Origin of the sequence: Streptomyces sp. VNUA24 (assembly GCF_029167005.1) — a bacterium.
GTDB classification, from domain to species: Bacteria; Actinomycetota; Actinomycetes; order Streptomycetales; family Streptomycetaceae; genus Streptomyces; species Streptomyces scabiei.
Genome location: NZ_CP119143.1, coordinates 6,723,262 through 6,750,046, shown reverse-complemented (window position 1 = coordinate 6,750,046; position 26,785 = coordinate 6,723,262). Strand labels below are relative to the sequence as shown.

18 protein-coding genes are annotated in these 26,785 nt (G+C 72.0%); 5 read left to right on the top strand and 13 right to left on the bottom strand.

All coding sequences use genetic code 11. The features are described from left to right. Positions 1-119: 119 nt before the first annotated feature. From PYR72_RS28925 to PYR72_RS28890, 8 genes are all read right to left on the bottom strand, one after another. Positions 120-1,172, bottom strand: a complete 1,053-nt coding sequence (locus PYR72_RS28925) for a transglycosylase family protein (RefSeq protein ID WP_275460548.1) — start codon at positions 1,170-1,172, stop codon at positions 120-122. Between the two features lie 231 nt (positions 1,173-1,403). Next, entirely contained in the window at positions 1,404-2,561 is a 1,158-nt protein-coding gene (locus PYR72_RS28920; RefSeq protein ID WP_275458014.1) for a transposase, read from the bottom strand. A 127-nt stretch (positions 2,562-2,688) separates the two neighbouring features. Next, positions 2,689-3,969, bottom strand: a complete 1,281-nt coding sequence (locus PYR72_RS28915; RefSeq protein ID WP_275458013.1) for a cytochrome P450 — start codon at positions 3,967-3,969, stop codon at positions 2,689-2,691. A gap of 102 nt (positions 3,970-4,071) precedes the next feature. Beyond that, the gene (locus tag PYR72_RS28910; protein ID WP_275458012.1) at positions 4,072-5,181 is read right to left on the bottom strand and encodes a nucleoside triphosphate pyrophosphohydrolase; all 1,110 of its coding nucleotides are present in this window, start codon (positions 5,179-5,181) and stop codon (positions 4,072-4,074) included. 82 nt (positions 5,182-5,263) lie between these two features. Continuing rightward, positions 5,264-5,941 (bottom strand): SurA N-terminal domain-containing protein, encoded by a 678-nt coding sequence (locus PYR72_RS28905; RefSeq protein ID WP_275458011.1) that lies wholly within the window; start codon positions 5,939-5,941, stop codon positions 5,264-5,266. A 186-nt stretch (positions 5,942-6,127) separates the two neighbouring features. Next, entirely contained in the window at positions 6,128-7,621 is a 1,494-nt protein-coding gene (locus PYR72_RS28900; RefSeq protein ID WP_267892303.1) for a serine/threonine-protein kinase, read from the bottom strand. A gap of 44 nt (positions 7,622-7,665) precedes the next feature. Further along, positions 7,666-8,286, bottom strand: coding sequence for a hypothetical protein (locus PYR72_RS28895; RefSeq protein ID WP_275458010.1), 621 nt, complete (start codon positions 8,284-8,286; stop codon positions 7,666-7,668). 232 nt (positions 8,287-8,518) lie between these two features. After that, positions 8,519-10,549 carry an N-6 DNA methylase gene (locus PYR72_RS28890; protein ID WP_275458009.1) on the bottom strand — a complete coding sequence of 677 codons (2,031 nt, stop codon included), beginning with the start codon at positions 10,547-10,549 and terminating at the stop codon, positions 8,519-8,521. 271 nt (positions 10,550-10,820) lie between these two features. Between PYR72_RS28890 and PYR72_RS28885 the strand changes: the two genes are divergently transcribed. Beyond that, positions 10,821-11,558 carry a hypothetical protein gene (locus PYR72_RS28885; protein WP_275458008.1) on the top strand — a complete coding sequence of 246 codons (738 nt, stop codon included), beginning with the start codon at positions 10,821-10,823 and terminating at the stop codon, positions 11,556-11,558. 33 nt (positions 11,559-11,591) lie between these two features. Here PYR72_RS28885 and PYR72_RS28880 read toward each other — a convergent pair whose 3' ends face one another. Next, the gene (locus tag PYR72_RS28880; RefSeq protein WP_275458007.1) at positions 11,592-12,314 is read right to left on the bottom strand and encodes an HNH endonuclease family protein; all 723 of its coding nucleotides are present in this window, start codon (positions 12,312-12,314) and stop codon (positions 11,592-11,594) included. A gap of 137 nt (positions 12,315-12,451) precedes the next feature. Continuing rightward, complete coding sequence (gene mfd / locus PYR72_RS28875) at positions 12,452-15,985, bottom strand: transcription-repair coupling factor (protein ID WP_275458006.1); 3,534 nt, start codon at positions 15,983-15,985, stop codon at positions 12,452-12,454. 344 nt (positions 15,986-16,329) lie between these two features. Here mfd and PYR72_RS28870 point away from each other — a divergent pair, with 344 nt between their 5' ends. After that, positions 16,330-17,790 carry a DUF2079 domain-containing protein gene (locus PYR72_RS28870; RefSeq protein ID WP_275458005.1) on the top strand — a complete coding sequence of 487 codons (1,461 nt, stop codon included), beginning with the start codon at positions 16,330-16,332 and terminating at the stop codon, positions 17,788-17,790. 107 nt (positions 17,791-17,897) lie between these two features. Here PYR72_RS28870 and PYR72_RS28865 read toward each other — a convergent pair whose 3' ends face one another. Beyond that, positions 17,898-20,477: an FtsX-like permease family protein gene (locus PYR72_RS28865; protein ID WP_275458004.1), complete on the bottom strand. Its 2,580-nt coding sequence runs from the start codon at positions 20,475-20,477 to the stop codon at positions 17,898-17,900. Next, positions 20,474-21,262, bottom strand: a complete 789-nt coding sequence (locus tag PYR72_RS28860) for an ABC transporter ATP-binding protein (protein ID WP_275458003.1) — start codon at positions 21,260-21,262, stop codon at positions 20,474-20,476. Before PYR72_RS28860 ends, PYR72_RS28865 begins: the two co-directional genes overlap by 4 nt. Before the next feature lie 465 nt (positions 21,263-21,727). On the opposite strand from PYR72_RS28860, the gene PYR72_RS28855 reads away from it, so the two are divergent. The 3 genes from PYR72_RS28855 (at position 21,728) to PYR72_RS28845 (ending at position 25,541) form a co-directional block, all read left to right on the top strand. Continuing rightward, on the top strand, positions 21,728-23,248 hold the full coding sequence (locus PYR72_RS28855; protein WP_275460547.1) for an MFS transporter: 1,521 nt from the start codon (positions 21,728-21,730) through the stop codon (positions 23,246-23,248). Between the two features lie 170 nt (positions 23,249-23,418). Next, positions 23,419-23,886, top strand: a complete 468-nt coding sequence (locus PYR72_RS28850) for a DUF485 domain-containing protein (RefSeq protein WP_275458002.1) — start codon at positions 23,419-23,421, stop codon at positions 23,884-23,886. After that, complete coding sequence (locus PYR72_RS28845; protein WP_275458001.1) at positions 23,883-25,541, top strand: cation acetate symporter; 1,659 nt, start codon at positions 23,883-23,885, stop codon at positions 25,539-25,541. The genes PYR72_RS28850 and PYR72_RS28845 overlap by 4 nt, the downstream gene beginning before the upstream one ends. Positions 25,542-25,826: 285 nt before the next feature. Here the strand turns inward: PYR72_RS28845 and PYR72_RS28840 are convergent, their stop codons facing one another. Beyond that, on the bottom strand, positions 25,827-26,702 hold the full coding sequence (locus tag PYR72_RS28840) for a cellulose-binding protein (protein WP_275458000.1): 876 nt from the start codon (positions 26,700-26,702) through the stop codon (positions 25,827-25,829). Positions 26,703-26,785 lie beyond the last annotated feature (83 nt).

Sequence of the window (26,785 nt, the reverse complement as noted above, 5' to 3'; positions counted from 1 at the left end):
GCGGTCACGACCGTAAACAGGTGATTGCCCGAATTTCAAAGACGATCAGGGGGTCTGTGATTCATCTCCCACGGAGATCAAAACGGGCAATCAGGGTCGAACCATGACCCGAACTGCCGCTACTTTTCGCCCGTTTCGGCACCGACTTCGAGGGTCTGACCGGGAAGGATGAGGTCCGGGTCGGTTCCGACCGTGCGCTCGTTCTCGGCGTACAGCGACCGCCACCCGCCGTCCAGGCCGAGCGAGTCCACAATGCCGGTCAGACTGTCCCCCACGCGGACGGTGTAGGCGCCCTCGACCGCCTCGCGCGAGGCGCCGCCGTCCCGTGAGGCGTGACGGCCGGAGGAGGTGCCGTCGGCGCGTGAGCCGTCGCCGGACTCCGCGGCGGAGCCGGTGTCCGTGCCGGATCCCTCGTCGGCGCTGGCGCCGCGGTGGCGGCCCGTACCGCTCTCGCCGTCGCCGGAGGCCGCGGAACCGTCGCTCCGGCGCGCGTCGTCCGACGTTCCGCCGCCGGACGTGCGGGAGTCGCCGTCGCCGGAGCCGGTGGAGTCCGCGGAGTCGGAGTCGGAGTCCGTGGTCGCCTTCGCGGAACCGTCGTCCGTGTCCGCGTCCGCGGACGGGGTCGGCGAGGCGGCCCGCTTCCCCGAGCCGTCGCCGGAGTCGGCGTCGTCGGTCGACTTGGCCGAGTCGGCCGAGTCCGGCGAAGCGGAGGAATCCGGCGAACCGGATGTACCGGAACCGCTGCCGGAGTTCGACGAGTCGTCCGCGACGCCGGTGTCCACGTCGGCGGAACCGGAGTCGCCGCCCAGGTTGTGGAGCAGTCCGCAGGTGGACCAGACGCCGACGCCCTGGTCGGCGAGGACCTTCTCGGCCACGGCTATCTGCTGGGAGCGGCTGGCCAGGTCCGCGGTCTTCGCGTACTCGAGGCCGCCGTACTTCTCCCAGTTGGCCTGGGTCAGCTGGAGACCGCCGTAGCGTCCGTTCCCGGTGTCCGCGCTCCAGAAGCCACCGCTCTCGCACTCCGCCACCTGGTCCCAGGTGGTTCCGCTCGCCGCACTCGCGCCGGTGGCGCCGAGGAGCGGGATGGCGATGGCCGACCCGGTCACTCCCGCCGCGACGAGGAGAGCCGGAGCCTGACGGGGGCGACGGTGACGACCGTTCCCGGAGAGCATGCGGTTGCCTTTCACACGACAGCGGTGGCCTGTGCGACGGGCGTGACGACCCCTTCGCACTGACGTGTGAACGTAGCCTTAGACGATCGTTTATAACAAGTCGATGCAGCACAGATCACGTCACCATCTCGGCCGTGAACCATCAGGCTGCCGCATGAGAGTTCACACCGCGTCGCGCTCCCGACTGCCCCCTACGACAGGACGGTCACGGGTCGCATCTCCCGCTGTCGGCTACGCCGGTGACGGGACGGGCATGGTGACGAATGCCCACGCCGAGCGTGCGCGGTTGCGCACGTTGACCCCGGCGACGACATCGGCAGGCCCAGCGAGGCCGCACCGACGACAACGGAAGTGATCCCGGTCGGACCGGTTGGCCCGCTCGGTGTGGCCGCAGCGCGGACAACGCTGCGATGTGTAGGCCGCATCCACCTCCAGGAATGGCACCCCAGCCCGGCGGGCCTTGTAGGCGAGATGCTGCCCGAGCTGGTGGAAAGGCCAGGAGGAGAGCCTGTCCCGCTGGCCGCCGCGTGGCCGTACCCGCTCGCGAATGCCGCCGAGTGCTTCGACAGCGATGCCGCGACCGGTGCGTTGGGCGACGGACACGATCTCCTTACTGATCCGATGGTTCACGTGAGCGGTATGGCGCTTCTCCTTCTGCCTGCAGCAAGCCAGGCGCCGCCGAGCCGATCGGGTGTTCTTCCGCTGCAACTCAGCGCGCTTGCAAGCCTGCCAACGTCGATAGCGAGTCAAGCCGCGCCCTTGATGGTTGGCACCGTCGGAGGTGGTGGCCAGGTTCACGATGCCCCGATCCACCCCGATCCAGTCGACTGGCTCGTAAACGTCCGGCTCGGAAATCTCGCAGGTAGCGATGAGGAACCACTTGCCACCCCGCTGGACCAGGTCGCTCTCACCCTTGCGATGCGCCATGAGCATCTTGAGCTGGTCGGACGAGCAGGCGAAACGGATGCCCTTCATCCGCCCATTCACCGTCCAGATGGACACCGTGCGTGCGTCGCACTGCCAGGACAGGCAGCGGTCGTCGAACGGCTGCGCCGCCTCCGGCCGGAAGACGATCGGGGCGCCGACCGCCTTGCGGTACCGCTTCGAGGCAGATGACCCCACATTGCCAGCCCGCAGATTGGCTTTCAGTGTCGCGTAGGCGTCGACCACCTTCTTCACCACCCGCACCACCGGCTGTGCGGACAACCCGAAGGTTGCTTTCAAATCCGCATACACGTCCCTCTGTAGACCGTTACGGTCCGTCAAGTCCTTGGCAAAGGCGACGGCAGAGGCATAGGTGGCAGCCCGGTTGCAGGCGCTCAGGGTCACGTCCAGCGCCGACGCCTGCTCGGGCGTCGGCAGCAGCTTCACCTGCACCACCAGCTTCATGACATCGGACCGTAGTGCGGCAGCCGCACATACGGCCGCCACTCGACTCACGGCCACCATGACGGGCGAACCTCAGGACAATCGTTCGTTTTCCCTGCTTCTTCTGGCCAGCCCTCCTGATACCGAATCAGCTGAACTCCACTGGCAATGTGCGCAGTCCGCGCATGATGAGCCCGCCGCGCCACCTCAGGTCGATGGGATCCACCGCGAGTCGGAGATCCGGGAGGCGGGTGAGGAGCGTCGCCAGCGCGGTCTGGCCTTCGAGCCGGGCGAGTGGCGCGCCGAGGCAGTAGTGGATGCCGTGGCCGTAGCCGAGGTGCTGGTTGTCACGGCGGGAGAGGTCCAGGGTGTCGGGGTCGTCGAAGCGGGCCGGGTCGCGGTCGGCCGCCGCGAGGACGACGAGGACGGGATCGCCGGGGGCGATGTCCTGCCCGCCGAGGGTGAGGGGCTCGGTCGCGAAGCGCCAGGTGGCGAGTTCGACGGGACCGTCGTAGCGCAGGAGTTCCTCGACGCCTGTTTCGAGCAGTCCGGTCTCCCCGGCGGCGAGGGAGCTCTGCAGCCGGGCACGCTGCCCGGGGTGGGTGAGGAGGGCGTACGTGCCGTTCCCGATGAGGTTGACGGTGGTCTCGAACCCGGCGAACAGCAGGATGAACGCCATCGCCGCCGCCTCGTTCTCGGTGAGGTGCTCACCGTGGTCGGAGGCGCGGATGAGCGCGGAGATGAGGTCCTCGCCGGGGGCGGGGTGGTCGGTGAGCCCTTCCCGCTTGCGGTGGATGAGGTCGGCGAGGTAGCCGCGCATCTTCTTCACCGACCGTGCGACACCGCCCCGCGGACCGCCGCCGTGCCGGATCATCATGCCCGCCCAGTCCCGGAAGTCGTCCTGGTCCTCGCGGGGGACGCCGAGCAGGTCGCAGATCGCGTAGATGGGCAGGGGGAAGGCGAACTCGTGGATGAGGTCGGCCTCCCCCCGGTCCGCGAATCCGTCGATGAGCCGGTCGGTCAGCTCCTGGACCCGGGGGGCGAACTCGGCGACCCGGCGGGGCGTGAACGCCTTCGAGACGAGGCGACGGAGCCTGGTGTGGTCCGGCGGATCGATGTTCAGCAGGTGCGTCATCAGCTCGGCCTTGCGCTCGCCGGGGATACCCGTCTTCCCCTTGGCGTGCGCGGGCTCGGCGTGATGCGCAGGGTTCTTCGACAGCCTCCCGTCGGCGAGGGCCTGCTTCGCGTCGCCGTAGCGGGTGACCAGCCACGCCTCCACACCACTGGGCAGACGGGTCCGGTGGACGGGGGCGTGCTCTCGGAGCCAGGCGTACGCCGGGTAGGGATCGGTGGCGAACTCCCAGGTGAAGAGCTCGGGCGCGCCGGTACCCGTGGGCACGGCGGAGCTGGGTGCGGGCTGGTTGGTCACCCGCCGACGGTATCCGGCGCCGGCGGGGCGGCCTGCCCGTGCCCCGGCTGCCGACGGCGTCGGCGAGCGGTGACCGGCGACCGGCGACCGGCGACCGGCGGTTCAGGTTCCGTCGGTGTCCGTGTCCGTGTCCGTGTGCGTGTCTGCGTCCGCGTCTGCGTCCGTCCGTTCCTCCGCTTCGGGGCGGATGCCCTCCGGTTCCGGGTGGACGCCCTCCGCGACCCGGATCGCGTCCCGGTACGCGCGGGCCGCCGCCCGGAGCGCCGCCTCGGGGTCGATGCCCCGGGACTCGGCGTCGGCGGCAAGGGCGAGGAGTCGGTGGCCGAGGTCGTCGCCGACGGGTATCGGGACGTCGAGGCCGGCGGTGCGGACGCGGGAGGAGAGCTTGGCGGCGAGGGCGAGACCGGGCTGGCCGAGGGGTACGCCGTCGGTGACCGACTCGCGCCGCTTCTCGACGGCCTTGGTGCGCAGCCAGTGCTCCTTGACCTCTTCCGGGGTCGTGGCCGTCGCGTCGCCGAAGACGTGGGGGTGGCGGTGGATGAGCTTGGTGACGATGCCGGCGGCGACGTCGTCGACGGAGAAGGGGGCGTCGGGGTCGTCCTCGGCGATGCGGGCGTGGAAGACGACCTGGAGGAGGACGTCGCCCAGCTCCTCACGGAGCTCGTCCCGGTCGCCCTCCTCGATGGCCTCGACGAGTTCGTACGCCTCCTCGATGCCGTACTTGGCGAGGCCCCGGTGCGTCTGCCGCGAGGACCAGGGGCACTCGGCGCGGATCCGGTCCATGACCTGGACGAGGTCGAGGAGACGGGCGCCGGGGAGGTCGTAGGAGGCGGGCAGCAGCTCCAGGGACGGCATCCGGGCGCGGCCGGAGCCGGCGAGGCGGGCCAGGCCGTCGGTGAGGCGGGGCTCGCCGTCGGCGCCGGCCACCACGACCACCGTGCGGTCGCCGGCGCAGTCGTCCACCAGTTCCTCGGCCGTGGGGGCCGCCCGCTCGACCGTGATCCCCGCCTCGCGGAGGTAGGGGAGCTGGGGATGCGCCGCGTCTGCGCAGAGAACGCGGTCGGCCCCGTGCAGTGCCTGCCAGGCCGGCCAGGAGAGCAGGCCGGGCGCGACACGGTGGCTGGTGGTGAGCAGGACGACCCGGCCGGGGCCGGGGGCCGTGCTCTCGGGGGCCGTGGTGGCGGAGGTGCCGTCGGGGCGGTGTGCGTTCACCCCACGAACGTAACCCACGTCACGGACGGCCCCCGGAGTTGTCCACAGGCGGGCGCCCGGGGCATCGGCGGGGGCCCGGAGGTCACCCCTGCGCCTGCTCCGGCGTCGCCGCCCGGGTGACCTCCTTCAGCCATGGTGTCTTCGCGTCCACCAGCCCGACCCTGCCGGACGACGGGTCGACGCCCCAGCTGCCGTAGCGGGGGTTGAGGTCCACGTCGAGTTCCTTCGACGCCTTGGAGAGCGCCTTCCAGAAGGCGGCGCCGCCCTCCGGGGTGTTGAGGTCGGCTCCGAGGGCGGCGGAGAGCTTCTGGACCTCGACGTCGCTGCGGAGGCTCTCCTCCAGCTGCCCCGGGGCGACGCTGTAGCGCTGCAGGTAGGCCGTCTCCAGGGCCTCGGCCCCGCCGGCCTGCGCTTCCAGGTCGGCCCGGTACTTCTGGACCTCCTTGCGGGTGACGGTCACGCCCGCGTCCTTCAGGGCCTGGTCGAGGACCTTCTCCAGGACCATGCCGTTCAGGGTGTTGCGGGTGAGGGCGCTGCTCTGGGCGACGGCCTGCTGGTACTGGCTGTCGTCCGTGCTGACGGCGCGCTGGGCGGTGCGCACCTCGTTCACCCTGTTCTCCAGCTGCGCGACCGTGATCCGGTCCTGGCCGACGACGGCCGCCGCGCCGGGATGCGCGTCGTTTCCGCAGGCGGTGAGGAGCGGGGCCGCGGCGGCGATCGCTGCGGAGAGGAGGAGCGCGGAGCGACGGCGGCGGTGCAAGTGAGCCTCCCGAGGAGATTGTGCGGCGGTGCACAAGGTCTTGCGGTGATCGATGGTAGGCAGTGGCCCTGCTCTCGGCCAGCCATTCGACCAACGATTCACGCCGACTTCGGGCACCGTCGCTCCGGGAGCCCGCCGCCACCGGCCCGTCCCGGCCCATCCCGGCCGCCGACAGCGTCAGCTCTGTCAGCCGCGTACCTGCCCCAGCCACTGCAGAGTGCGCCGGACCTCGCCCGCGAGGGGGTGGCCGGGGCCGCGCAGCCGTTCCACGTCGAGCAGCAGGCGGCCCAGGGTCTCGTGGGCGGCGCCCCGGTCGCCGAGGGCGAGCAGCAGGTGGCCGATGCGGCGGCGGACGTCGAGGGCGAGTTCGGGGTCGCCGCCGACGTACTGGTTCTCGTAGTAGGGCAGCAGGGAGCGGTACTCGGCGAGGGCCGCGGCCGGTTCGCCGAGCTGTTCGAGGCACTGGGCGGAGTCGTAGCGCCAGCGCAGGGCCTGGGGGTCGGCCTGTCCGGCCTCGGTGGCCCGCTCGTCGGCGAGGCGGCGCAGCTCGGGCAGGGCGCGGCGGTACTGGCCGTCGTCCATGAGGGTGGCCGCGTACTGCTTGCGCAGGGTGCGGACGACGGGTGAGTGCTCGCCGTGCTGGGCGGCGGCGGCCGGGAGGATCGCGCCGAGGATGTCGACGGCCTGGGTGATGCGGCCCTCGCCGAGCAGCCGTTTGACCTCGTCGACGGCGCCCGCCACATCGGGCTTGTCGACGGCGGGCACCGGGTCGGGCACGGCGGACGGCTGCGGCGCGGGGATGCGGGCGCGGTCCGGCCAGGGGGCGTGCGGGCGCAGGAAGGGGCGCGTGGGGTCGAGCGGGGAGCCGGTGGGCATGCCGCGCGCGGGCAGCAGCGGAAGGAGCTGTTCGTACGTCTCCTGCGCGGAGGACGGGCGGTGCTGCGGGTCCTTGGAGAGCAGCCGCAGGACCAGGGCCTCCAGGTTCTCGGGGACCTCGGGGCGCAGTCGGCGGACGGGGACCGGCGGCTCGTAGAGGTGGCGGTGCAGGACTCCGAGGGCCGTGGAGCCGGTGAAGGGGACGTTCCCGCTGAGCAGTTCGTGGATGAGCACGCCGAGGGCGTACAGGTCGGTGTAGGGGCCGACCGCGCCGCCCATGGCCTGTTCGGGGGCCATGTAGGCGGGGCTTCCGATGGGTGAGCCGGTGTGGGTCAGGCGGGTGGTGTCGGTGTCCATCACGGAGGCGACGCCGAGGTCGAGGACGGTGACCGTGCCGTCCTGCTTGACCATGACGTTCCGCGGCTTGAGGTCGCGGTGGATGATCGGCACGGCGTGCACGGCCGACAGCACGGCGCACAGCTGCGCGGCGACCGAGACGGCCCACTGCCACGGGTACGGGTCGTGCTCGGCAAGGTGGTCGGAGAGGTCGGCCCCGTCGACGTACTGCATGACGAGGAACAGCTCCTCGCCCTCGCTGCCCGCGTCGTGCACGGTCACCAGGCCGGGGTGGTCGACCTGGGCGGTGACGCGGCACTCGCGCACGAAGCGGCGGCGCAGCTCGTCGGCCTCCTGGCCCGCGACCTTGTCCGGGCGCAGCAGCTTCACCGCCACGCGCCGGTCGAGGCGCTGGTCGTACGCCGTCCACACCTGGCCCATGCCGCCCTGGCCGATGAGCGTGGACAGTTCGTAGCGGCCGGTGATCAGGCGTCCGGTTCCCTTCCCCTGGGTCACCGGTCTCCTTCGTGATTGCGGAGATAGTCACTGAGCTCGTCCAGCTCGGCGCGCACCTGGTCGATACGGGCGGGCCCGGGGCGCTGCGGCTCCGGGGCGGGCCGGGGCTGCGGCGGGGGCTGGTGCTGGGCGGGCGGCTGCGGGACCGGCGGCGGGGTGTAGGGCTGGGGGACCTGGACGGGCGGGTAGCTGTACCCGCTCTGCCCGGTGTTGTAGCCGGTCTGCTGCGCGTACCCGGTGGTCTGGGCGTACGGCGACGCGTGGAGCCCCCGGGCGCGGCTGAAGTGGCGTATGTCCGCGTACAGGTAGTACGCGACGATCGCCGCGAGTCCGCCGAACAGCAGCCCCATGCCGACGTCGCCGCGCCAGGTCGTGAACTCCTCCTCGCCCGGGTCGCTGCCGATGATGTACAGCGTCACGACGATGTGGACGAGCGACAGGGCGAACAGCCACCAGTCGCGGGGCCTGCGGGTCACCGAGGCGAGCCGCACCATGCAGGCCCAGGCGAGCAGGCCACAGCTCATGACCGCGACCACCACGAAGATCACACGGAGTGTGACCTGGCCCCCCTGGTCGGGGCCGGGGGGAGGTGTCGGCGCATAGCCGTGGCCTTGCATGGCTGCTCCTGAGGGCCTGGTGAGAGTGAACGCGCGATGTCGTCCCGAGGGTATCGGTCGATCACGACATGAGGTCCAGGGATGTGGACAACCGTTGTAGTACTGCAGTGCTGGTCACGCCGCCGTGGGCGGAGCGGTTCCGTCCGGTAGCCGGGAGTGGGCGGAAGTCGGCGGCTGACGGCGGGAGTCGGCCGGGGCGGGCGGGCGCCCGCCGGTGTCCCCGCGCGAGGTGTCAGTCCGGGGCGACGGTGCCGTCGGTCAGTCCGTCGTACATGCCCCTCACCAGCCGTTCGCCCAGGCGGCCGGCCTGGCGCAGGGCGTCCTCGAAGGCGGCGAGGGCGCGGAAGCGTTCGCCGTAGCGGCGCTGCTGGTCCAGGGGCAGCCGGGGCAGTTGGAGGCGGCGTACGTCGAGGCGGGTCGCGGTGGAGGCGTAGCTGCTGGCCTGGCGGCTGTTGGCGGTGCCGCGCAGGAAGCCGGCGACGAACCACGCGTCCAGCGCGGCCCGGTCGGGGCGCAGCAGGGTGAGGTTGCGGCCGAGGGCGGCGCCCGCGGTCTCCTCGTCGATCACCCGTGCGACCCCGCCGCCGCCGAGGACGGGGACGACGATGTCGCCGGCTTCCACGAGCACGGGGTCCTCGCCGGCCCCGGGCAGCGTTCCCGAGGGTGCTGTGCCGGCCAGCACGTCGTGGTCGGTGAGCACGCGCGCGTGGGGGCCGCTTCCGCCGGTGCGCAGCACCAGGGCTCCCCCGCGCGCGAGTTCGCCGACCGTGGTGAGCGGCCAGCGGGCGGGGCCCGCCTCCCCGGCGAGCGCGGGTGTGAGGTCGGTGGTCAGGCGGAGCGTCTCGCCGAGGCGGTCGCGTACGGCGGCCAGTTGCTCGGCGCCGCCGCCCGCGGCCGGGGGCGGCAGATGCCGGGCGGGGGCCAGGTCCACGTCGTCGTCGAGGAGTTCGATGACCGGCAGCGAACGGCTCAGCCCCGGCTGTTCCGTCACCTCGCCGGTCCGGTCGAAGGTCCGCCAGGCGTCGAGCACGGCGGTACGGACGGCCGCCCGGTCGGACCCGCCGCGCCCCTCGTGGACGAGCCGGCCGGTGTCGACGAGCAGCAACTCGGGCGGCACGGGGGCCCGGCCGGGCCTGCGCAGCACCCACAGGTGCAGCGGGATGTTGTACGGGGGCGCCGCGCCGACCGGCAGGGCGATCACGGCGCGCAGCGCGCCCCGGCGCAGCAGGTCGGCACGGATACGGCGCCCGGAGCGGCGGCTCGCGACGGCCGGCGGCATCAGCAGCACGGCGGTGCCGCCGTCCTGAAGGCGGGCCAGCGCGTGCTGCACCCAGGCGAGTTCGGACTCCGTACGGGCCGGGAAGCCGTACTCCCAGCGGGGGTCGTAGGCCAGTTCGTCGTGGCCCCAGTTGCGCTCGTTGAACGGCGGGTGGCACAGGACGGCCTCGGCCCGCAGCCCTTCGTGGGCGTCCGCGCGGAGGCTGTCCCCCGCGGCGGTGCGGACCGCGGCGTTCCCGCTGCCGAGGGCGAGGCGCAGGGCGGTGAGGGCGGCCAGTTCGCGGGAGCTGTCCTGGCCGTACAGCTCCTGGCCGGGGCGGGCGGCGACGGCGTGCAGGAGCGCTCCGGTGCCGCAGGCCGGGTCGAGCACCGAGCGGGCGGGTCCGGCGAGTTCGGCCATCAGCTCGGCGAGGCCGGCCGGAGTGAGCGTGTACTGACGCGGGTTGGCGTCGAGGTGCCGGGCGAGCAGGAACTCGAAGGTCTGCCGCGCGCCCAGGTCGGCCGCGAGTTCGGTGGCGCCGCGCAGCAGCGGGATCGAGGGCAGCAGCCCGGCGGGCGTCGGCCGGGGCACGGCGGACTCGGGTGACGGGCCGAGGCGCGGGGCGAGGACCTGCCACAGCGGCTCGGCCAGGTCCCGGGCCAGCTGCCCGTCGTCGGGGCAGGCGCTCGACTCCAGCCAGGCCAGGGGCCGTTCGTGGAGGTGGAGCAGGGCGCAGCCGACGTGCACCAGGGCGGTGACGGGCCCGTCCGGGTGCCCGGTGACCTGCTGCCAGACGCGCTCCTTCAGGGGCACCTCGGCGAGCTTGCCCTGGTGGCGCAGCCACTCCTCGACCTCGCCGAGCGCGAAGGCCGGACTGGTCTCGGTGCCGCCGACCGGTTTGGGGAAGTCGGCATGCCGTCGGCGCCAGTTGCTGACGGCGGCGCGCCCCACGCCGGCGAGCCGCGCGATCTCCGCGGCGGTGACCTCTGTTCCGTTCCCCTGCACGCGCCCGGCTCCCCTCGTACCTGGTGGTGTGACGTCGAGCATACCGACGGGCGCAAGATCTACCCCTTCACATCGTGAACCGACTCAAATCTGTGAACCGTGTTGACTCGGTTCACAGGCTCTGCTCTGATTGACCCATCGAACGACGGACTGCCCCAACCGGGCGGTCACACGTCGGACGTGCTGTCACACCCGGGAACGCCGCGGCGCACAGCGCCACACCACCGCTCGTCCCACGCAGCTCACACCGATTTCCCAGGGGGGAACTCCCATGCGTCGCACCGCACTCGCCGCTCTCTGCATCGCCGCCGCGGCCACCTTCTCGCTCACCGGCTGTCTGCCCGGCGAGGAGAAGGCGGACGGCCCGTTCGCCGGTCTGACCGGCGGCGAGATCGCCGACAAGGCCGTGAAGGCCACCTCGGGCGCCGACTCGCTCCGGATGAAGGGCGAGATCCAGGACGAGTCCGCCGGCGGCACGGTCCGGATGGACATGGCGATGAACCGCAAGGGCGACTGCGCCGGCACCATGAGCATGGGCGGCGAGGGCCAGGCCGAGCTGATCAAGGTCGGCGACACCCTCTACATGAAGTACGACGAGGCGTTCCTGCGCGCCCAGTCGAAGGACTCCTCCAAGGAGGAGGCCGACATGGTCGTCGACATGCTCGCCGGCAAGTGGACCAAGACGTCCGCGACCTCCGCGGACTCCAAGGACATGGCGAGCTTCTGCGACCTCGACACCGTCCTCGCGGACTTCGAGGACGTCAACTCCGACGCCACGCGCGGCAAGACCGCCGAGGTCGACGGCACTCCCGCGATCGTCCTCAAGGAGAAGGACGGCAAGGACAGCTACACCCTGTACGTCGCCACCAAGGGCGAGCCGTACCTCCTGCGGGTCGTCAGCAAGTCCGCGAAGGAGCCCGGCGACCTGGTCTTCACCGACTTCGACAAGCCGGTCCCGGCCGAGGCCCCCGAGGGCAAGGTCATCGACATGGACAAGGACTTCGGCTGATCCGCCGCGCCGCGCGGCGGCACCGCGACGGCCTCAGCCCGCGTGGAAGCGGGACGGGGCCTTCGTCGGGTTGCCGCCGGTGGGCAGCTTCTGCTGCGGGCAGGTGCGCAGCACCCGCTTCATGGCGGCCTGTTCGGCGGAGGTGACCCACAGGCCGTACTTCGTCTTCACGGCGACCTGGGCGGCCACATAGGTGCAGCGGTACGCCTTGTTGGGCGGGAGCCAGGTGGCCGTGTCACCGTCGCCCTTGCCCCGGTTGGTGCCGGAGTCGACCGCGAGCAGGTTGAGCGGGTCGTTGGCCAGGGCTATGCGCTTGCTGTCGTCCCACTTCTGGGCGCCCTTCTGCCAGGCGTCGGAGAGGGCCACCACGTGGTCCACGTCGACCTTGCTGCGGCCCCGCACGTACGGCACGTCCTTCCCCGTGTAGGGGTCGGGGTCGAGCATCCCGGAGACCACCGTGCAGTCCCCGTCGCGGAACTTCACGTCGTCCAGGTCGCGTTTGAGTATGTCGTCGCGGGTGTCGCAGCTGTTGGAGTCCGTGTCGGCCCAGGCGCTGCCGAACTCGTCGCGGTCGTACGTGTTCTTCGGCGCCCGCCCCTTGACGGTCAGCGCCTCCGCGGCGGCGTACGCGGCGCCCCCGCCCCCGGCGGGGTTCTCCTGCGGTCCGGCCGCACCGCCCGTGCCGTCCAGTTCGCAGCCGGTCGCGGCGGCCAGCACCAGAGCGACGACGGCGACCCCACCCCTCAGACGTACCACGCGACACCCCTTCCCTCTGTTCGTTGCCGTTCGGCGGTCCCGCTCGGGGTTCCCCGTCCCGCCCGCTCGACACCGTAGCCGCCGCCGGACGCACCGGTGGTGGGTGCCCCGGCGGCACCCACCACTTCACGGGGCCCCTACGACCCGAGGATCGACGCCAGGAACTCCCCGGTCCAGCCCAGCAGATCCCGCCCGAGCAGCGGCTTCCCGCCCACCTTCGCCGTCTTCGGGCGGGGCACCAGCACCTGGTGGGCGGCCGGCTTGATGACCGTGCCGGGGTACAGGCGCTTCAGGCGCAGCTCCTGCGACTCGCGCAACTCCACGGGCGCGAAGCGGATGTTGGTGCCCTGGAGGACGATCTCGCCCACCCCGCAGGCCCGGGCGAGCATCCGCAGTCCGGCGACGAGCAGCAGGTTCTCCACCGGCTCGGGCAACTTGCCGTACCGGTCGACGAGTTCCTCGCGCACCGCGGCGATGTCGGCCTCGGTGTTGACGGAGGCGATCGCCCGGTACGCCTGCAGGCGCAGCCGCTCGCCCGGCGCGTAGTCGTGCGGGACGTGCGCGTCGACCGGCAGCTCGATCTTCACTTCCAGCGGCGGCTCCTCCTCGATCCCGCCGCTCTCCAGCTGGCGCCGGTAGTCCGCGACCGCCTCGCCGACCATCCGCACGTACAGGTCGAAGCCGACCCCCGCGATGTGCCCGGACTGCTCGCCGCCCAGCAGGTTGCCCGCGCCGCGGATCTCCAGGTCCTTCATCGCCACGTACATGCCCGCGCCCATCTCCGTGTGCTGGGCGATGGTCGCGAGCCGTTCGTGCGCGGTCTCCGTCAGCGGCTTCTCGGGCGGGTAGAGGAAGTACGCGTAGCCGCGCTCCCGGCCCCGGCCGACCCGGCCGCGCAGCTGGTGCAGCTGCGACAGGCCGAAGGTGTCCCCGCGCTCCACGATCAGCGTGTTCGCGTTGGAGATGTCGATGCCCGACTCCACGATCGTCGTGGAGACGAGGACGTCGAACTTCTTTTCCCAGAAGTCGACGACGACCTGCTCCAGCGCCTGCTCCGACATCTGTCCGTGGGCCGTCGCGATCCGCGCCTCGGGGACGATCTCCCGCAGCCGGGAGGCCGCCCGGTCGATGGACTCCACCCGGTTGTGGATGTAGAAGACCTGGCCCTCGCGCAGGAGTTCACGGCGGATCGCCGCACCGATCTGCTTCTCCTCGTACGGGCCGACGAACGTCAGGACCGGGTGGCGCTCCTCCGGGGGTGTGGTGATCGTCGACATCTCGCGGATGCCGGTGACCGCCATCTCCAGGGTGCGCGGGATCGGGGTCGCGGACATCGTCAGCACGTCCACGTTCGCGCGCAGCTTCTTCAGCTGCTCCTTGTGCTCGACGCCGAACCGCTGCTCCTCGTCGACGATGACCAGACCGAGGTCCTTGAACTTCGTCTCGGAGGAGAACAGGCGGTGGGTGCCGATGACGATGTCGACCGCGCCCTCGCGCAGCCCCTCCAGGGTGCCCTTGGCCTCGGTGTCCGTCTGGAAGCGGGACAGGGCCCGGACGTTCACCGGGAACTGCGAGTACCGCTCGCTGAAGGTGCCGAAGTGCTGCTGCACCAGCAGGGTCGTCGGCACGAGCACGGCGACCTGCTTGCCGTCCTGGACGGCCTTGAACGCGGCCCGGACCGCGATCTCCGTCTTGCCGTAGCCGACGTCGCCGCAGATCAGGCGGTCCATGGGGACCGTCTTCTCCATGTCCTCCTTGACCTCGGCGATCGTCGTCAGCTGGTCGGGGGTCTCCGCGTACGGGAAGGCGTCCTCCAGTTCGCGCTGCCACGGGGTGTCCGCCCCGAACGCGTGACCGGGCGCCGCCATCCGGGCGGAGTACAGCTTGATGAGGTCGGCGGCGATCTCCTTGACCGCCTTCTTCGCGCGCGCCTTCGTCTTCGTCCAGTCGGCGCCGCCGAGGCGGTGCAGGGTCGGCGCCTCGCCACCGACGTACTTGGTGATCTGCTCCAGCTGGTCGGTGGGGATGTAGAGGCGGTCGCCGGGCTGGCCGCGCTTGGCGGGCGCGTACTCGACGACCAGGTACTCGCGGGTCGCGCCCTGCACGGTCCGCTGGACCATCTCGATGTAGCGGCCCACACCGTGCTGCTCGTGGACGATGTAGTCGCCCGCCTCCAGGGTGAGCGGGTCGATGGTCTTGCGGCGGCGGGCGGGCATCCGGGCGCCGTCCTTGCCGGCCGCCTTCTGCCCGGACAGGTCGGTCTCGGTGAGGACCGCGAGCTTCAGGGCGGGGTCGATGAAGCCGTAGTCGATCGAGCCGCACGCCACGTGCACGACCGAGGGGGCGATCTCCCCCAGCTCGGCCTCCAGCCGGGCCGGGACGCCCTCGCCGCCGAGCACCTCGACCGTGCGGGCGGCCGGGCCGTGGGCCTCGGTCACGAAGACCGTGCGCCAGCCGTCGGCGAGCCAGCCCTTGGTGTCGGCGAGGGCCTTGGCCGTGTCCCCCCGGTAGGTCTCCGGGGCGTGCATCCCCAGCTTGAGGGTGTCCGAGCCCAGCTCCTCGTCGGCCGCGAACGGCGACACCGACCACCACATCATGTCCAGCTCACGGGCCCGGTCGCGGACGTCCGCGATGGACCGCAGGGAGGCCGCGCCCACGTCGATCGGCGCCTCGCCGCCCCCGGCGGTCGCCGCCCAGGACGCCTGGAGGAACTCCTGCGAGGTGGCCACCAGGTCCGCCGCCCGCGTCCGCACCCGCTCCGGGTCGCACACGACCGTCATGGCGCCCTTCGGCAGGACGTCGATCAGCAGTTCCATGTCGTCGACGAGGACCGGGGCGAGGGACTCCATGCCCTCGACGGCGATCCCCTCGGCGATCTTGTCGAGGAGTTCGGACAGCTCGGGGTGGCGTTCGGCCAGCTCGCGGGCGCGGGCGCGCACCTCGTCCGTGAGGAGCAGCTCACGGCAGGGCGGCGCCCACAGGCCGTGCTCGGCGACCTCCAGCGATCTCTGGTCGGCGACCTTGAAGTACCGGATCTCCTCGACGTCGTCGCCCCAGAACTCCACCCGCAGGGGGTGCTCCTCGGTCGGCGGGAAGACGTCCAGGATGCCGCCGCGCACGGCGAACTCGCCGCGCTTCTCGACCAGCTCGACACGCGCGTACGCCGCTGCCGCCAGGGCCTCGACCGTACGGTTCAGATCGGCCGTCCCGCCCGTGCGCAGGGCGACCGGCTCCAGGTCGCCGAGGCCCTTGACCTGCGGCTGGAGCACCGAGCGGACGGGGGCGACGACGACCGAGACGGGACCGGTCTCCGGGTCGTCCGGGCGGGGGTGGGTCAGGCGGCGCAGGACGGCGAGGCGGCGGCCGACGGTGTCGCTGCGCGGGCTGAGGCGCTCGTGCGGGAGCGTCTCCCAGGCGGGGTACTCCACCACGCCGTCCGGGGGCAGCAGCGAGCGCAGGGCAGCCGCCAGGTCCTCGGCCTCACGGCCCGTCGCCGTCACGGCGAGTACGGGGCGGCCGGCGTCCCGCGCGAGGGCGGCCACGGCGAAGGGGCGGGCCGCCGGGGGGCCCACCAGGTCGATGTGGTTGCGGTGGCCGTCGGATGCCGCCCTGATCGCTTCCGCGAGGGGGGCGTCCTTGACTACGGCGTCTAGCAGGCCGTGGAGGCTCATTCGGGGCGTTTCCCGTCCGGGTGGGCAAGGGGTGGGGTCTGGTGGGGCAAAAGGTGTGGGGCGACTGGTGTGGGGCAACACGAACGCCCGGACTCGTGTGAGGGGCCGGGGGTGTCCAGGGTACGACGGGTGGTGCGGGGGGCGTGGACGGCTTTTTCTCGCCCCCGCCGCCCCTACCCTTCCCATCCATCAGGGGCTGCGCCCCTTCGACCCCCAGCCGCGGGTCCGGTGGGGGCTGGTCGCGCAGTTCCCCGCGCCCCTGGAAAGCAGGGGCTGCGCCCACTGCTTTCCAGGGGCGCCTAGTCTCTATGGGCGCCCCTGTCCCCTGTCGAACGTGAGTACCCATGGCATCGAGCGCCCCGTCCACGGAGTCGTCGGGTCCGGCGCTCATACCGGGGCCGGTCGCGGTGGCCGCACCGGCCCGTGACCGGCGTCTCCCGCTCGTGGGCCGGGAGCCGTACGTGCTCGCGTTCCTGTTCTTCGTGGCGTACGCGACGGTGTCGGTCGGGCGGTACCTGCGGATGGGGACCCGTTCGTACGACCTGGGCATCTACGAGCAGACCGTGCGGGCGTACGCGCACTTCCAGGCGCCGATCGCCGAGCTGAAGGGGCCGGGGTACAACGTGCTCGGGGACCACTTCAGCCCGGTCACCATGCTGCTCGCGCCGTTCTACCGGCTGTTCCCCACGTCCGTGACGCTGCTGGTCGTGCAGGCGGCGCTGTTCGCGCTGTCGGCGGTGCCGGTGACCCGTGCGGCCACCCGGGCGCTGGGGCGCGCGCGGGGGCTCGCCCTGGGGGTGGCGTACGGGCTGTCGTGGGGGCTGCAGAACGCCGTGGACTTCGACTTCCACGAGATCTGTTTCGCGGTGCCGCTGATCGCCTTCTCCCTGGAGGCGCTGCTCGCCCGGCGGTGGCGCGCCGCGCTGCTCTGGGGGCTGCCCCTGGTCCTGGTCAAGGAGGACCAGGGGCTGACGCTGGCGGTCGTCGCGGCCGTCGTCGCACTCCGGGCCCGGCGCCACGGCGCGCCCCGGGTGGTGCCGTACGCCCTCGCGGTCGCGGTGTTCGGCGCGCTCGCCACCCTGCTCGCGTTCACCGTGCTCATCCCGGCCTTCAACACCGCCGGTTCCTCCGACTACCTGGCGAAGGTCGGCGGCGGGGGCCCGCTCGACGGCCTGGACGTCAAGATCCGTACGGTCCTGTGGGTGCTGATCCCGACCAGCGGGCTGCTCGCCCTGCGCTCCCCGCTCGTCCTCGCCGTCCTGCCCACCCTGGGCTGGCGGTTCGTCGCCTCCGACCACAACTACTGGGGCACGGCCTGGCACTACAGCGCCGTCCTGATGCCGATGCTCTTCCTCGCGCTCGTCGACGCGCTGCCCGGCGCCCGTCACAGCCTCCGCCCGTGGCTGCGCTCGTACGCCCTGCATCTGCCCGCCGCCGTCCTCGCGGCCTCCGTCGCGCTGACGCCCTCACTGCCCCTGGGCACCCTCACCGAGGGGTCCGCCTATCGTGTCCCGGCCGAGGTCGGGGCCGTGGAGAGGCTGCTGGGCACCATCCCCGACGGAGCCACCGTCGAGGTCAACATCGGCCCCATCAGCCGGCTCACCTCCCGCTGCCGCGTCTTCTGGATCGGCCGGACCGGGAAGCTCGCGCCCGACTACATCGCCTTCAACAACCGCACGGGCTGGGTGAAGGACGTCCCCGCGTACGCCCGGCAGCTCCATCCCCGCGACACGTATGCGCTGCGGGGCGTCATCCAGGGGTTCGTGCTGCTGAAGCGCACGTCCCCGGAGCGAGGAGCCTCCTGAAACGGGTGGAGCCCGGCGCCCGGAAGCCTTCGCCTCCGGACGCCGGGCCCTCCCCCGGTTTCCCCCGTTCCCCGTTCCCCCGTTCCCGGGCCCCCCGTGCCCGGTGGCTAGTCGGTGGCGATCGCGTTCAGCACGTTCATCCGGCCCGCCCGGAACGCCGGGACCAGCGCGGCGAACAGGCCCACGAAGGCCGAGCCGATGAAGACCCCGATGATCGTCGGCCACGGGATGTCGAGGACGTTCAGGCCCTCCAGGGCGAGGAGCTGCTGCGCGGTCGCGCCCCAGCCCATGCCCAGCCCCAGGCCGAGGAGCGCGCCGAAGAGGGCGATGACGACCGACTCCAGGCGGATCATGCGGCGCAGCTGGCGGCGGGAGAGGCCGATGGCGCGCATCAGACCGATCTCACGCGTCCGTTCGACCACCGACAGGGCCAGCGTGTTCACGACTCCCAGGATCGCGACGATGATCGCCAGGGCGAGCAGGCCGTAGATCATGTTGAGGAGCTGGTCGATCTGGCCCTTCAGGGCCTCCTTGTAGTCCGTCTGGTCACGGACCTCGTACTGCGGGTAGTCGTGCAGCGCGTCCTTGAGGGACGTGTACGCGGCCGCGTCCTGGCCCTCCTTCGCCGAGGCGAAGAGCAGCTGGTCGAGGGGCATCCTGTCGGCCGGCACGTACCTGGCCATCGTGTCGATGGAGGTGTACATGGCCCCGGCGTCGATGACGACGTCGCTGCTGGTGATGGCGCGGACGGTCAGGTCGGCCGTGCGGCCGTCCTTGAAGGCCACGGCGATCTTGGAGCCGAGCCGGACGTCGTGGTCCTTCGCGAACTTCTCGTGGACGGACATCGAGTCGGGCCTGTACGCGTCGGCCAGCTTGCCCGCGACGACCTCGGTGGCGAGGTCGGTGGCGTAGCTCGGGTCGGCGGCGGTGATCGCCGTGTCCTTGAGCGTCTTGCCGTCGGGGGTGGTGAAGTCGGCCTGGGTCCACTTGTACTCGGTGAGGCTCTTGATGCCCTTCGCGGAGCGCGCGGCCTCGACGGCCTGCGGGGTGATCAGCTCACCGCGGTCGGACTGGATGATGAAGTCCGTGCCGACCGTCTTGTCGAGCTGCTCGGTGGCCGAGGCGACCAGGGAGGAGCCGACGACCGACAGGCAGGCGACCAGGGCGAGGCCGATCATCAGGGCGGCGCCGGTGGCCCCCGTGCGGCGGGGGTTGCGCAGCGCGTTGCGCTCGGCCATCCGGCCGACGGGTCCGAAGGCCCGCAGGACCACCGCGCCCAGCACCCGCACCACCGCGCCGGCCAGCAGCGGGCCGATGACGACGAAGCCGATGAGGGACAGGACGACCCCGCCGCCGAGCCACATCGACCCCTCGCTCGCCTTGTCGGCGGCGGAGGCGAGGTAGAGGCAGAACCCGCCGGCGCCGGTCAGCAGGAGACCGAGCACGGCCCGGACGAGGCCGGCCTTGGCGTCCAGCGGTGCTCCGGCGTCGCGCAGGGCGGCCATGGGGGAGACCTTGCCGGCGCGCCGGGCGGGCACGTAGGCGGCGAGGACGGTGACGACGATGCCCAGGAGCAGGCCGACCGCCGGGGTGGTCCAGGCGATGGTGAGGTCGTCGGTGGACAGGTTCATGCCGGTGGCGCTCATCAGCTTCATCAGCCCGATGGCGAGGCCGACACCGCCGGCGACACCGAGGACCGAGCCGAACACGCCCAGGAGCAGCGCCTCGACGAGCACCGACCGGTTGACCTGGCCGCGGCTGGAGCCGATGGCCCGCATCAGGCCGATCTCGCGGGTGCGCTGGGCGACCAGCATCGAGAAGGTGTTGATGATGAGGAAGATGCCGACGAGGAAGGCGATCCCGGCGAAGCCGAGCATGGCGTACTTCATCACGCCCATGAACTCGCCGACGTCCTTGGCGTTGGCGTCCGCGACCTCCTTGGCGGTCTGCACCTTGTAGCCGCCGCCCAGTTCGGCGGAGACGTTCTTCTTCACCTGCGCGTCCGTGAAGCCGGCGGCGGCGGTGACGTTGACGTTGGTGTAGACACCGGTCTCGCCGACGAGGGTCTTCTGGGCGGTGGCGGTGTCGAGGTAGAAGATCGCGGCGCCGGGGTTGGTGACCTGGAAGTCGGCGATGCCGGAGACCTTCGCCTCATGCGTGCCGACCGCGCTGATCACGCCGATCTCGTCGCCGAGCTTCAGGTCGTGCTTGTCGGCGGTGTCCGCGTCGACCATGATCTGGTCCGGGCCGCGGGGCGCCGCACCGGAGGAGATCTTCATGGTGCGGGCGTCGTTGGCGTTCCAGTTGCCGACGATGGTCGGGGCGCCGCTGGTGGGCGAGAGGTTGTCCTTGTCGGCGTCGACGACCGTGACCGAGGTGGAGAAGACGGTCCCCTCGGCCGACTTCACGCCGTCCGCGTCACCCACCTTGTCCACGACCGACGCCGGCATGACCGGCGGCTTGCCGGTGTCGGACCGCGTCTCCCCGCTGTCCGAGGCGCCCTTGGCGCTGACCGTGACGTCGGAGGAGGTGGCCGCGAACAGCTTGTCGAACGTGGTGCCCATCGTGTCGGTGAAGACCAGGGTCCCCGTCACGAACGCCACCGACAGCATGACCGCGATGGCCGAGAGCGCCATCCGCCCCTTGTGCGCGAAGAAGTTGCGCATCGAGGTCTTCATGACGGTCATGACGTACGCCCCCGGGCGTCGAAGTCCTTCATCCGGTCCAGCACGGTGTCGGCGGTCGGCTTGAGCATCTCGTCGACGATGCGGCCGTCCGCCAGGTACAGCACCCGGTCCGCGTAAGAGGCGGCCACCGGGTCGTGGGTGACCATCACGATGGTCTGGCCCAGCTCGTCGACCGACCTGCGCAGGAAGCCCAGGACCTCGGCGCCGGCCCGGGAGTCCAGGTTGCCGGTCGGCTCGTCACCGAAGATGATCTCCGGCCGGGCGGCCAGCGCCCGGGCCACGGCGACGCGCTGCTGCTGGCCGCCGGAGAGCTGGGTGGGCCGGTGCTTGAGCCGGTCGCTCAGGCCGACGGTGTCGACGACCCGGCCCAGCCACTCCTTGTTCGGCTTGCGTCCCGCGATGTCCATCGGGAGCGTGATGTTCTCTATCGCGTTCAGCGTGGGCAGCAGGTTGAACGCCTGGAAGATGAACCCGATCCGGTCCCGGCGCAGTTGCGTGAGCTTCTTGTCCTTGAGCCCGGTGATCTCGGTGTCGTCGAGGTAGATCTGACCCGACGACACGGTGTCGAGTCCGGCGAGGCAGTGCATGAGGGTGGACTTGCCGGACCCCGAGGGGCCCATGATCGCGGTGAACTGGCCCCGCGCGATGTCCACGTCCACGTGGTCGAGGGCGACGACGCGGGTCTCCCCGGACCCGTACGCCTTGACGACCTGCCGCGCCCGCGCGGCAACGGCCGTAGTCCCTCCAGTACCCCCGTGCCTGGTGATGGTCACAGCCGATGTCACGGTATGTCTCCTAAGTCGGGCAGCGGATGGTTCCGTTGCTCAGTGGGCGAGCCGTACGAGCGTGGTGCCGGGCCGTACGCGGTGCTGTGCTGTGCTGTGCTGTGCTGCTGAGTCTGGCCTGCGGAGGGGGCCCGGCGCGCTGGTGCCCAGCGCAGTCTTCTGCTGGGGAAAACCCCACCCCCACCGGTCCGGTACACCGCCCCCCAGCGGCGTAAAGCCAGGTTAAGGACGGCAGGTGCCCGGTCTCCTCCTCCGTCGGTACGAACCCGTCCCCAGCCGTAGTGCGGAGGTACCCCTAGGGGTTGTCGCCCGGCGGGAGGAGACGGTCTCGGGGTCGGCCTCCTCCCCGCGCCGCGACCAGGCTGCACCCTGCCGTGGCGTGAGGGTCAATGGCATGGTGGTCGGCGGCAGATAGGTGCAAGGGGAAGGCATCCGGTGGACGACGATTCCGTGGGCGGCAATCCGGTGGACGACATACGCCCCGTCCTGCGCGACACGGCACGGCGCACCGGACCCGACCGGCGAGGGGCCGTCACCGCCGCCCTGATGCTGGCCATGGGTCTGGCGGCGCTGGACTCCACGATCGTGTCGACCGCCGTCCCGCAGATCGTCGCCGACCTCGGCGGCTTCTCCGTGTTCTCCTGGCTGTTCTCCGGCTATCTGCTCGCCGTCACCGTCACCCTGCCCGTCTACGGCAAGCTCTCCGACACCTTCGGCCGCAAGCCGGTGCTGGTCGTGGGGGCGGTCCTGTTCCTGCTGGGCTCCCTGCTGTGCGCGCTGGCCTGGAACATGGGTTCCCTGATCGCCTTCCGCGTCGTCCAGGGCCTGGGCGGCGGGGCGCTGCAGGGCACGGTCCAGACGCTGGCGGCCGACCTCTACCCCTTGGAGGAGCGGCCCAGGATCCAGGCCAGGCTGTCCACGGTGTGGGCGGTGTCGGCGGTGGCGGGCCCCGGGGTGGGCGGCGTCCTGGCGGCGTACGCGGACTGGCGGTGGATCTTCCTCGTCAACCTCCCGCTCGGCGCGGCGGCGTTGTGGCTGCTCGTCCGTCATCTCCACGAGCCACGGCGGGAGTCGACGGGCCGCCCCCGGGTGGACTGGGCCGGCACCCTGACCGTCTTCGCCGGCGGCGGGGCGCTGCTGCTGGCCCTGGTGCAGGGCGGGGTGGCCTGGGCCTGGCTCTCGCCGCCCTCGCTCACCCTGCTCGGCACGGGGGCCGCCCTGATCGCCCTGCTGGTGCTGATCGAGCGCCGGGCGGCCGAACCGATCATCCCCGGCTGGGTGTGGCGCCGGCGCACGATCGCGTCGGTGAACCTGGCGCTCGGAGCGCTGGGTCTGCTGATGGTCGCGCCGACGGTGTTCCTCGCGACCTACGCCCAGTCGGTGCTGGGGCTGGCGCCGGTGGCCGCCGGGTTCGTGGTCTCCGTCTGGACGCTGAGCTGGCCGGTGTCGGCGGCCCTCAGCCAGCACGTCTACCGCCGCATCGGCTTCCGCGACACGGCGCTGCTCGGCATCGCCGCGGCCGCGGCGCTCCTGTTCGCCTTCCCGTTGCTGCCCTACCCGGGCGAGGCATGGCAGCCGGTGCTGCTGATGCTCCTGCTGGGCGCCGCGCTGGGCCTCTTCCAGCTCCCGCTGATCATCGGCGTCCAGTCGACGGTGGCGTGGGAGGAGCGCGGCACGGCCACCGCGTCGATCCTCTTCTGCCGCCAGACCGGGCAGACGCTGGGGGCCGCGGCCTTCGGCGCGGTCGCGAACGGGGTGCTGGCCTCCCGGCTCGGGGGCGCGGGAGACCTGGACGGCGTCACCCGGTCCCTCGGCGCGGGCGACGCGGCCGCCGAACCGGTCCGCCGCGCGCTCGCGGACGCGGTCCACGCCGTCTACCTGGGCGCGGCCTGCGCGGCGACGGTGGCGTTCCTGGTGCTGCTGGTGGCACCGCGCAGGTTCCCGGTACTCGCCGCCGACACTCCTGACCCTCGTTCAAAAACCTGAGTTAATCCGGGTAACACCCCAGGTCAGCGTGAGATGCGTCTAGTAAGCGCATACCGACCGATCAGTTTGTCGAAACGCTCGCGCACCGCCGCACCCCCGAGTAGCGTTCACGCCCGCCCCCCGCTCCCCGCGGTCCACGAAGGACCCGAGCCGCGCAAGGAGACCAAGGGATGACCGACGCCTTCTCGTCACCCCCGCACCAGCCGCCGTACCGCCCGCCGCACACGCCGTACCCTCCGCACACCTCGTCCCCCTCGTACCGGACCTACCCCTGGGACCCCCAGGAGCCGGCCGCGGACCCGGGCCCCCGGTCCGCCCGCACTCACCCGCCCCTCGGTCACCACAGCGACCTGCGGGTGCTGCGCAGCGCGTACCGCTGGCAGCGGCGGGTGGCGACGCTGGCCGCGCTGGGCTACTTCGTGCTCTTCCTCGTCCTGTCCGCGTTCGCCCCGTCGTTCATGACGAGCGAGGTCAGCGGCGGACTCTCCACGGGCCTGCTGCTCGGCCTGCTCCAGGTCCCGGTGACCTGTCTGGCCATCTGGCTGTACGAGCACACCGCGCGCCACCGGGTCGACCCGCTGGCCGACCGCATCCGCGAACTGGCGGCGGCGGACGCGCGGCGGGGGGCCGCCCGATGACCACCTTCACCCCCCTGACCACCGCCGCGGGCGGCCTCGCCGAGTTCAGCGGGTCGGCCCGGGCCATGTCGCTCGTCGGGTTCACGGCGGTCGCGACGATCACCCTGCTGCTCTGCGTGATGACGGGCCCGGACCGGGACGACCTCGACGAGTTCTACACCGGCTACAGCTCCCTCTCCCCCCTGCGCAACGGCCTCGCCATCGCGGGCGACTACATCTCGGCGGCGACGGTGCTGGGCACCGGCGGAGTGATCGCCCTCTTCGGCTACGACGGTGTCGTCCTCGCCCTCAGCACGGCCCTGTCCCTGATGCTGCTGATGTTCCTGCTGGCCGAACCCCTGCGCAACGCGGGCCGGTTCACGATGGGCGACGCGCTGGCCCGGCGGATGCCCGGCCGGTCCGTACGGATCGTCGCCTGCGTCGTGACCATCGCCGCGCTGATGCCCATGATGCTGGTCCAACTGGCAGGCACCGGCGACCTGCTGGCGTTCGTCCTCGGTTTCTCCGGCGACAGCCTGAAGACCGGTGTCGTGGTGGTCGTCGGCGCGCTGATGATCGGCTACGCGGCGATCGGCGGCATGAAGGGCACCGCCCTCATCCAGATCATCAAGATCGTGATGCTGCTCGGCTCCGGCGCGCTGATCTCCGTACTGATCCTGGACAAGTTCGACTGGGACCCCGGTCTGCTGCTCGGCACGGCGGCCGAGCGGAGCGGTATCGGCAGCGGCTACCTCAGCTCCGGGCTGCAGTTCTCCGGCGGCCCGCACCCCGAACTCGACATGATCAGCGCCCAGTTGACGGTCGTCCTCGGCGGCGCCTGCCTGCCGCACGTCACCATGCGCATGTACACGGCGAACAGCGCCCGCCAGGTCCGCCGCTCGCTGTCCTGGGCGGTGCCCTCCGTCGCCCTCTTCGTCCTGATCATCTCGGTGATCGGCTTCGGGGCGACGGCCCTGATCGGCCGCGAGGCGATCGCGGGGGCCGACCCGCAGGGCAACACGGCCTATCTGCTGGGCTCCATGGCGGCGTTCGGCACGGAGGTGTCCACGGCGGAGACCCTGCTCTTCACCACGGTCACCACGGCGGTCTTCCTGACCCTCCTCGCCTCCGTGGCCGGGATGATCCTCGCCTGCGCCAACTCCCTCGCCCACGACGTCTTCGCGGCCTGCGCCCCCCGCCCCCTCACCCCGCGCCGCGAGATGACCGTCGCCCGGCTCTCGGCGGGCGCGGTCGGCGTCACGGCGATCCTCCTCGCCACGCTGGTCCAGCACCGCAACCTCCAGCCGCTGGTCACCCTCTCCTTCTGCCTCGGCGCCTCCGCGATCGCGCCCGCGCTCGTCTACGGGCTCTTCTGGCGCCGGTACACCCGTACGGGGCTGATGTGGACCCTCGTCGGCGGCAGCCTCTCGGTCCTCGTCCTCATGACCGGCACCAACCTGGTCTCCGGCTCCCCCTACTCGGCGTTCCCGCGCGCCGACTTCAACTGGTTCCCCTTCACCACCACCGGCCTCGTCTCCATCCCGCTGGGCTTCCTCGCGGGCTGGCTCGGCACGGTGGCCTCCGGCGGGGAGCGGGCCGGGGAGCAGCGTCGGCAGTACGAGGCGGTGGAGGGGTGGATCCTGGCGGGGGGTGCGCGGCGGGACGGGGGCGCCTGAGGGGGTGGGGGGTGCGGGGTTCGTGGGCGGGTGCGGGTGAGTGGGGGCTGGTCGCGCAGTTCCCCGCGCCCCTGAAAAGCAGGGGCTGCGCCCCGTGCTTTTCAGGCCCGCAGGCCGTCGCTCTTCAGGCACGCGGGGCCTGGGCTTTCAGGCCCGCAGGGCCGTCGCTTTTCAGGCCCGCGGGGCCTGATGCCTTTAGGGGCGCGGGGAACTGCGCGACCAGCCCCCACCGGACCCGCACCCGCCCACGAAACCGCACCCCCCACCCCCTGCCGCGCCCGCGACCTAATCCGTCAGCGCCGACAGGCTGTCCCGGATGCAGTCCATCTGCGCCCGCACCTCGTCCCACCTCTCCCCGTGCTCCCGCAACACCCGCTCCGTCTCCCGCACCACCCACTCCTCCCGCCGCCGCGCCTCCGCCAGCGCCTCGGCGGCCCGCTCCTCCGCGTCGTCCTGCATCCGTACGGCATCGGCCTCCGCCGCCTCGAACTCCCGCTCCGCCTCGGCGAGGGCGGCCTCCGCCCGAGCCACCCGTTCGGCCAGCCCCGCGTCGAACGCGGCCTCCCGTTCGGCCACCTCCCGCTCGATGCCGGCCACCCGCTCGTCGTACTCCTTGGCCAGCTCGGTGAGCATCCCCTCGGTCCGCTCCCGCACCTCCCGCAGCGCGGCCAGCGCCTCGCCGCGCCCCTCCTTCACCCCGCGCCGGGCCTCGATGCGCAGCTCGTCGGCCTCGGCCCGGGCGGCCAGCACCACCTGCCGGGCCCGCTCCTCGGCCTCGCCGCGCACCTCGTCGGCGTATGCCTCCGCCGCCTCCCGCAGCCGCAGCCCCGTCTCCTCCGCCTCGGCGACGATCCGCCGGGCGCCCTCACGGCCGCGCTCGCGCACGGCCGCGGCCTCCTCGGCACCGAGGGAGAACAGCTGCCGGGCCCCCTCGCCGAGTGCCTCGTACGTCTGCGGGGTCAGTCCGGCGACCGTCTCGTGCAGCCGGTCTCGTTCGATGCCCATCTCCCGGGCCAGCACGGTCAGCCGGGCGGCCCGCTCCCACGCGGCGTCCCGGTCCCGCGACAGGGCCGCCGTGTGGGCGTCGACCTGGTCGGTGCGGTAGCCGCGCCGTACGACGTCGAACGCGAAGTCATGGGGTGCCGTCGGTGCGCTGCTCATGCTGGGCCCTCTCCGCCGGACGCACACGAAATGATGATTTCGCGCACATCTTGATGGATCGGACAGAAAGGTTCATAACGCGA

Bases quoted from the DNA above. Each gene is read 5' to 3' on its own strand.
- PYR72_RS28925 (WP_275460548.1), bottom strand. From the start codon at position 1,172: ATGCTCTCCGGGAACGGTCGTCACCGTCGCCCCCGTCAGGCTCCGGCT.
- PYR72_RS28920 (WP_275458014.1), bottom strand. From the start codon at position 2,561: ATGAAGCTGGTGGTGCAGGTGAAGCTGCTGCCGACGCCCGAGCAGGCG.
- PYR72_RS28895 (WP_275458010.1), bottom strand. From the start codon at position 8,286: ATGCAAGGCCACGGCTATGCGCCGACACCTCCCCCCGGCCCCGACCAG.
- PYR72_RS28885 (WP_275458008.1), top strand. From the start codon at position 10,821: ATGCGTCGCACCGCACTCGCCGCTCTCTGCATCGCCGCCGCGGCCACC.
- mfd (WP_275458006.1), bottom strand. From the start codon at position 15,985: ATGAGCCTCCACGGCCTGCTAGACGCCGTAGTCAAGGACGCCCCCCTC.
- PYR72_RS28870 (WP_275458005.1), top strand. From the start codon at position 16,330: ATGGCATCGAGCGCCCCGTCCACGGAGTCGTCGGGTCCGGCGCTCATA.
- PYR72_RS28865 (WP_275458004.1), bottom strand. From the start codon at position 20,477: ATGACCGTCATGAAGACCTCGATGCGCAACTTCTTCGCGCACAAGGGG.
- PYR72_RS28850 (WP_275458002.1), top strand. From the start codon at position 23,419: ATGACCGACGCCTTCTCGTCACCCCCGCACCAGCCGCCGTACCGCCCG.
- PYR72_RS28845 (WP_275458001.1), top strand. From the start codon at position 23,883: ATGACCACCTTCACCCCCCTGACCACCGCCGCGGGCGGCCTCGCCGAG.
- PYR72_RS28840 (WP_275458000.1), bottom strand. From the start codon at position 26,702: ATGAGCAGCGCACCGACGGCACCCCATGACTTCGCGTTCGACGTCGTA.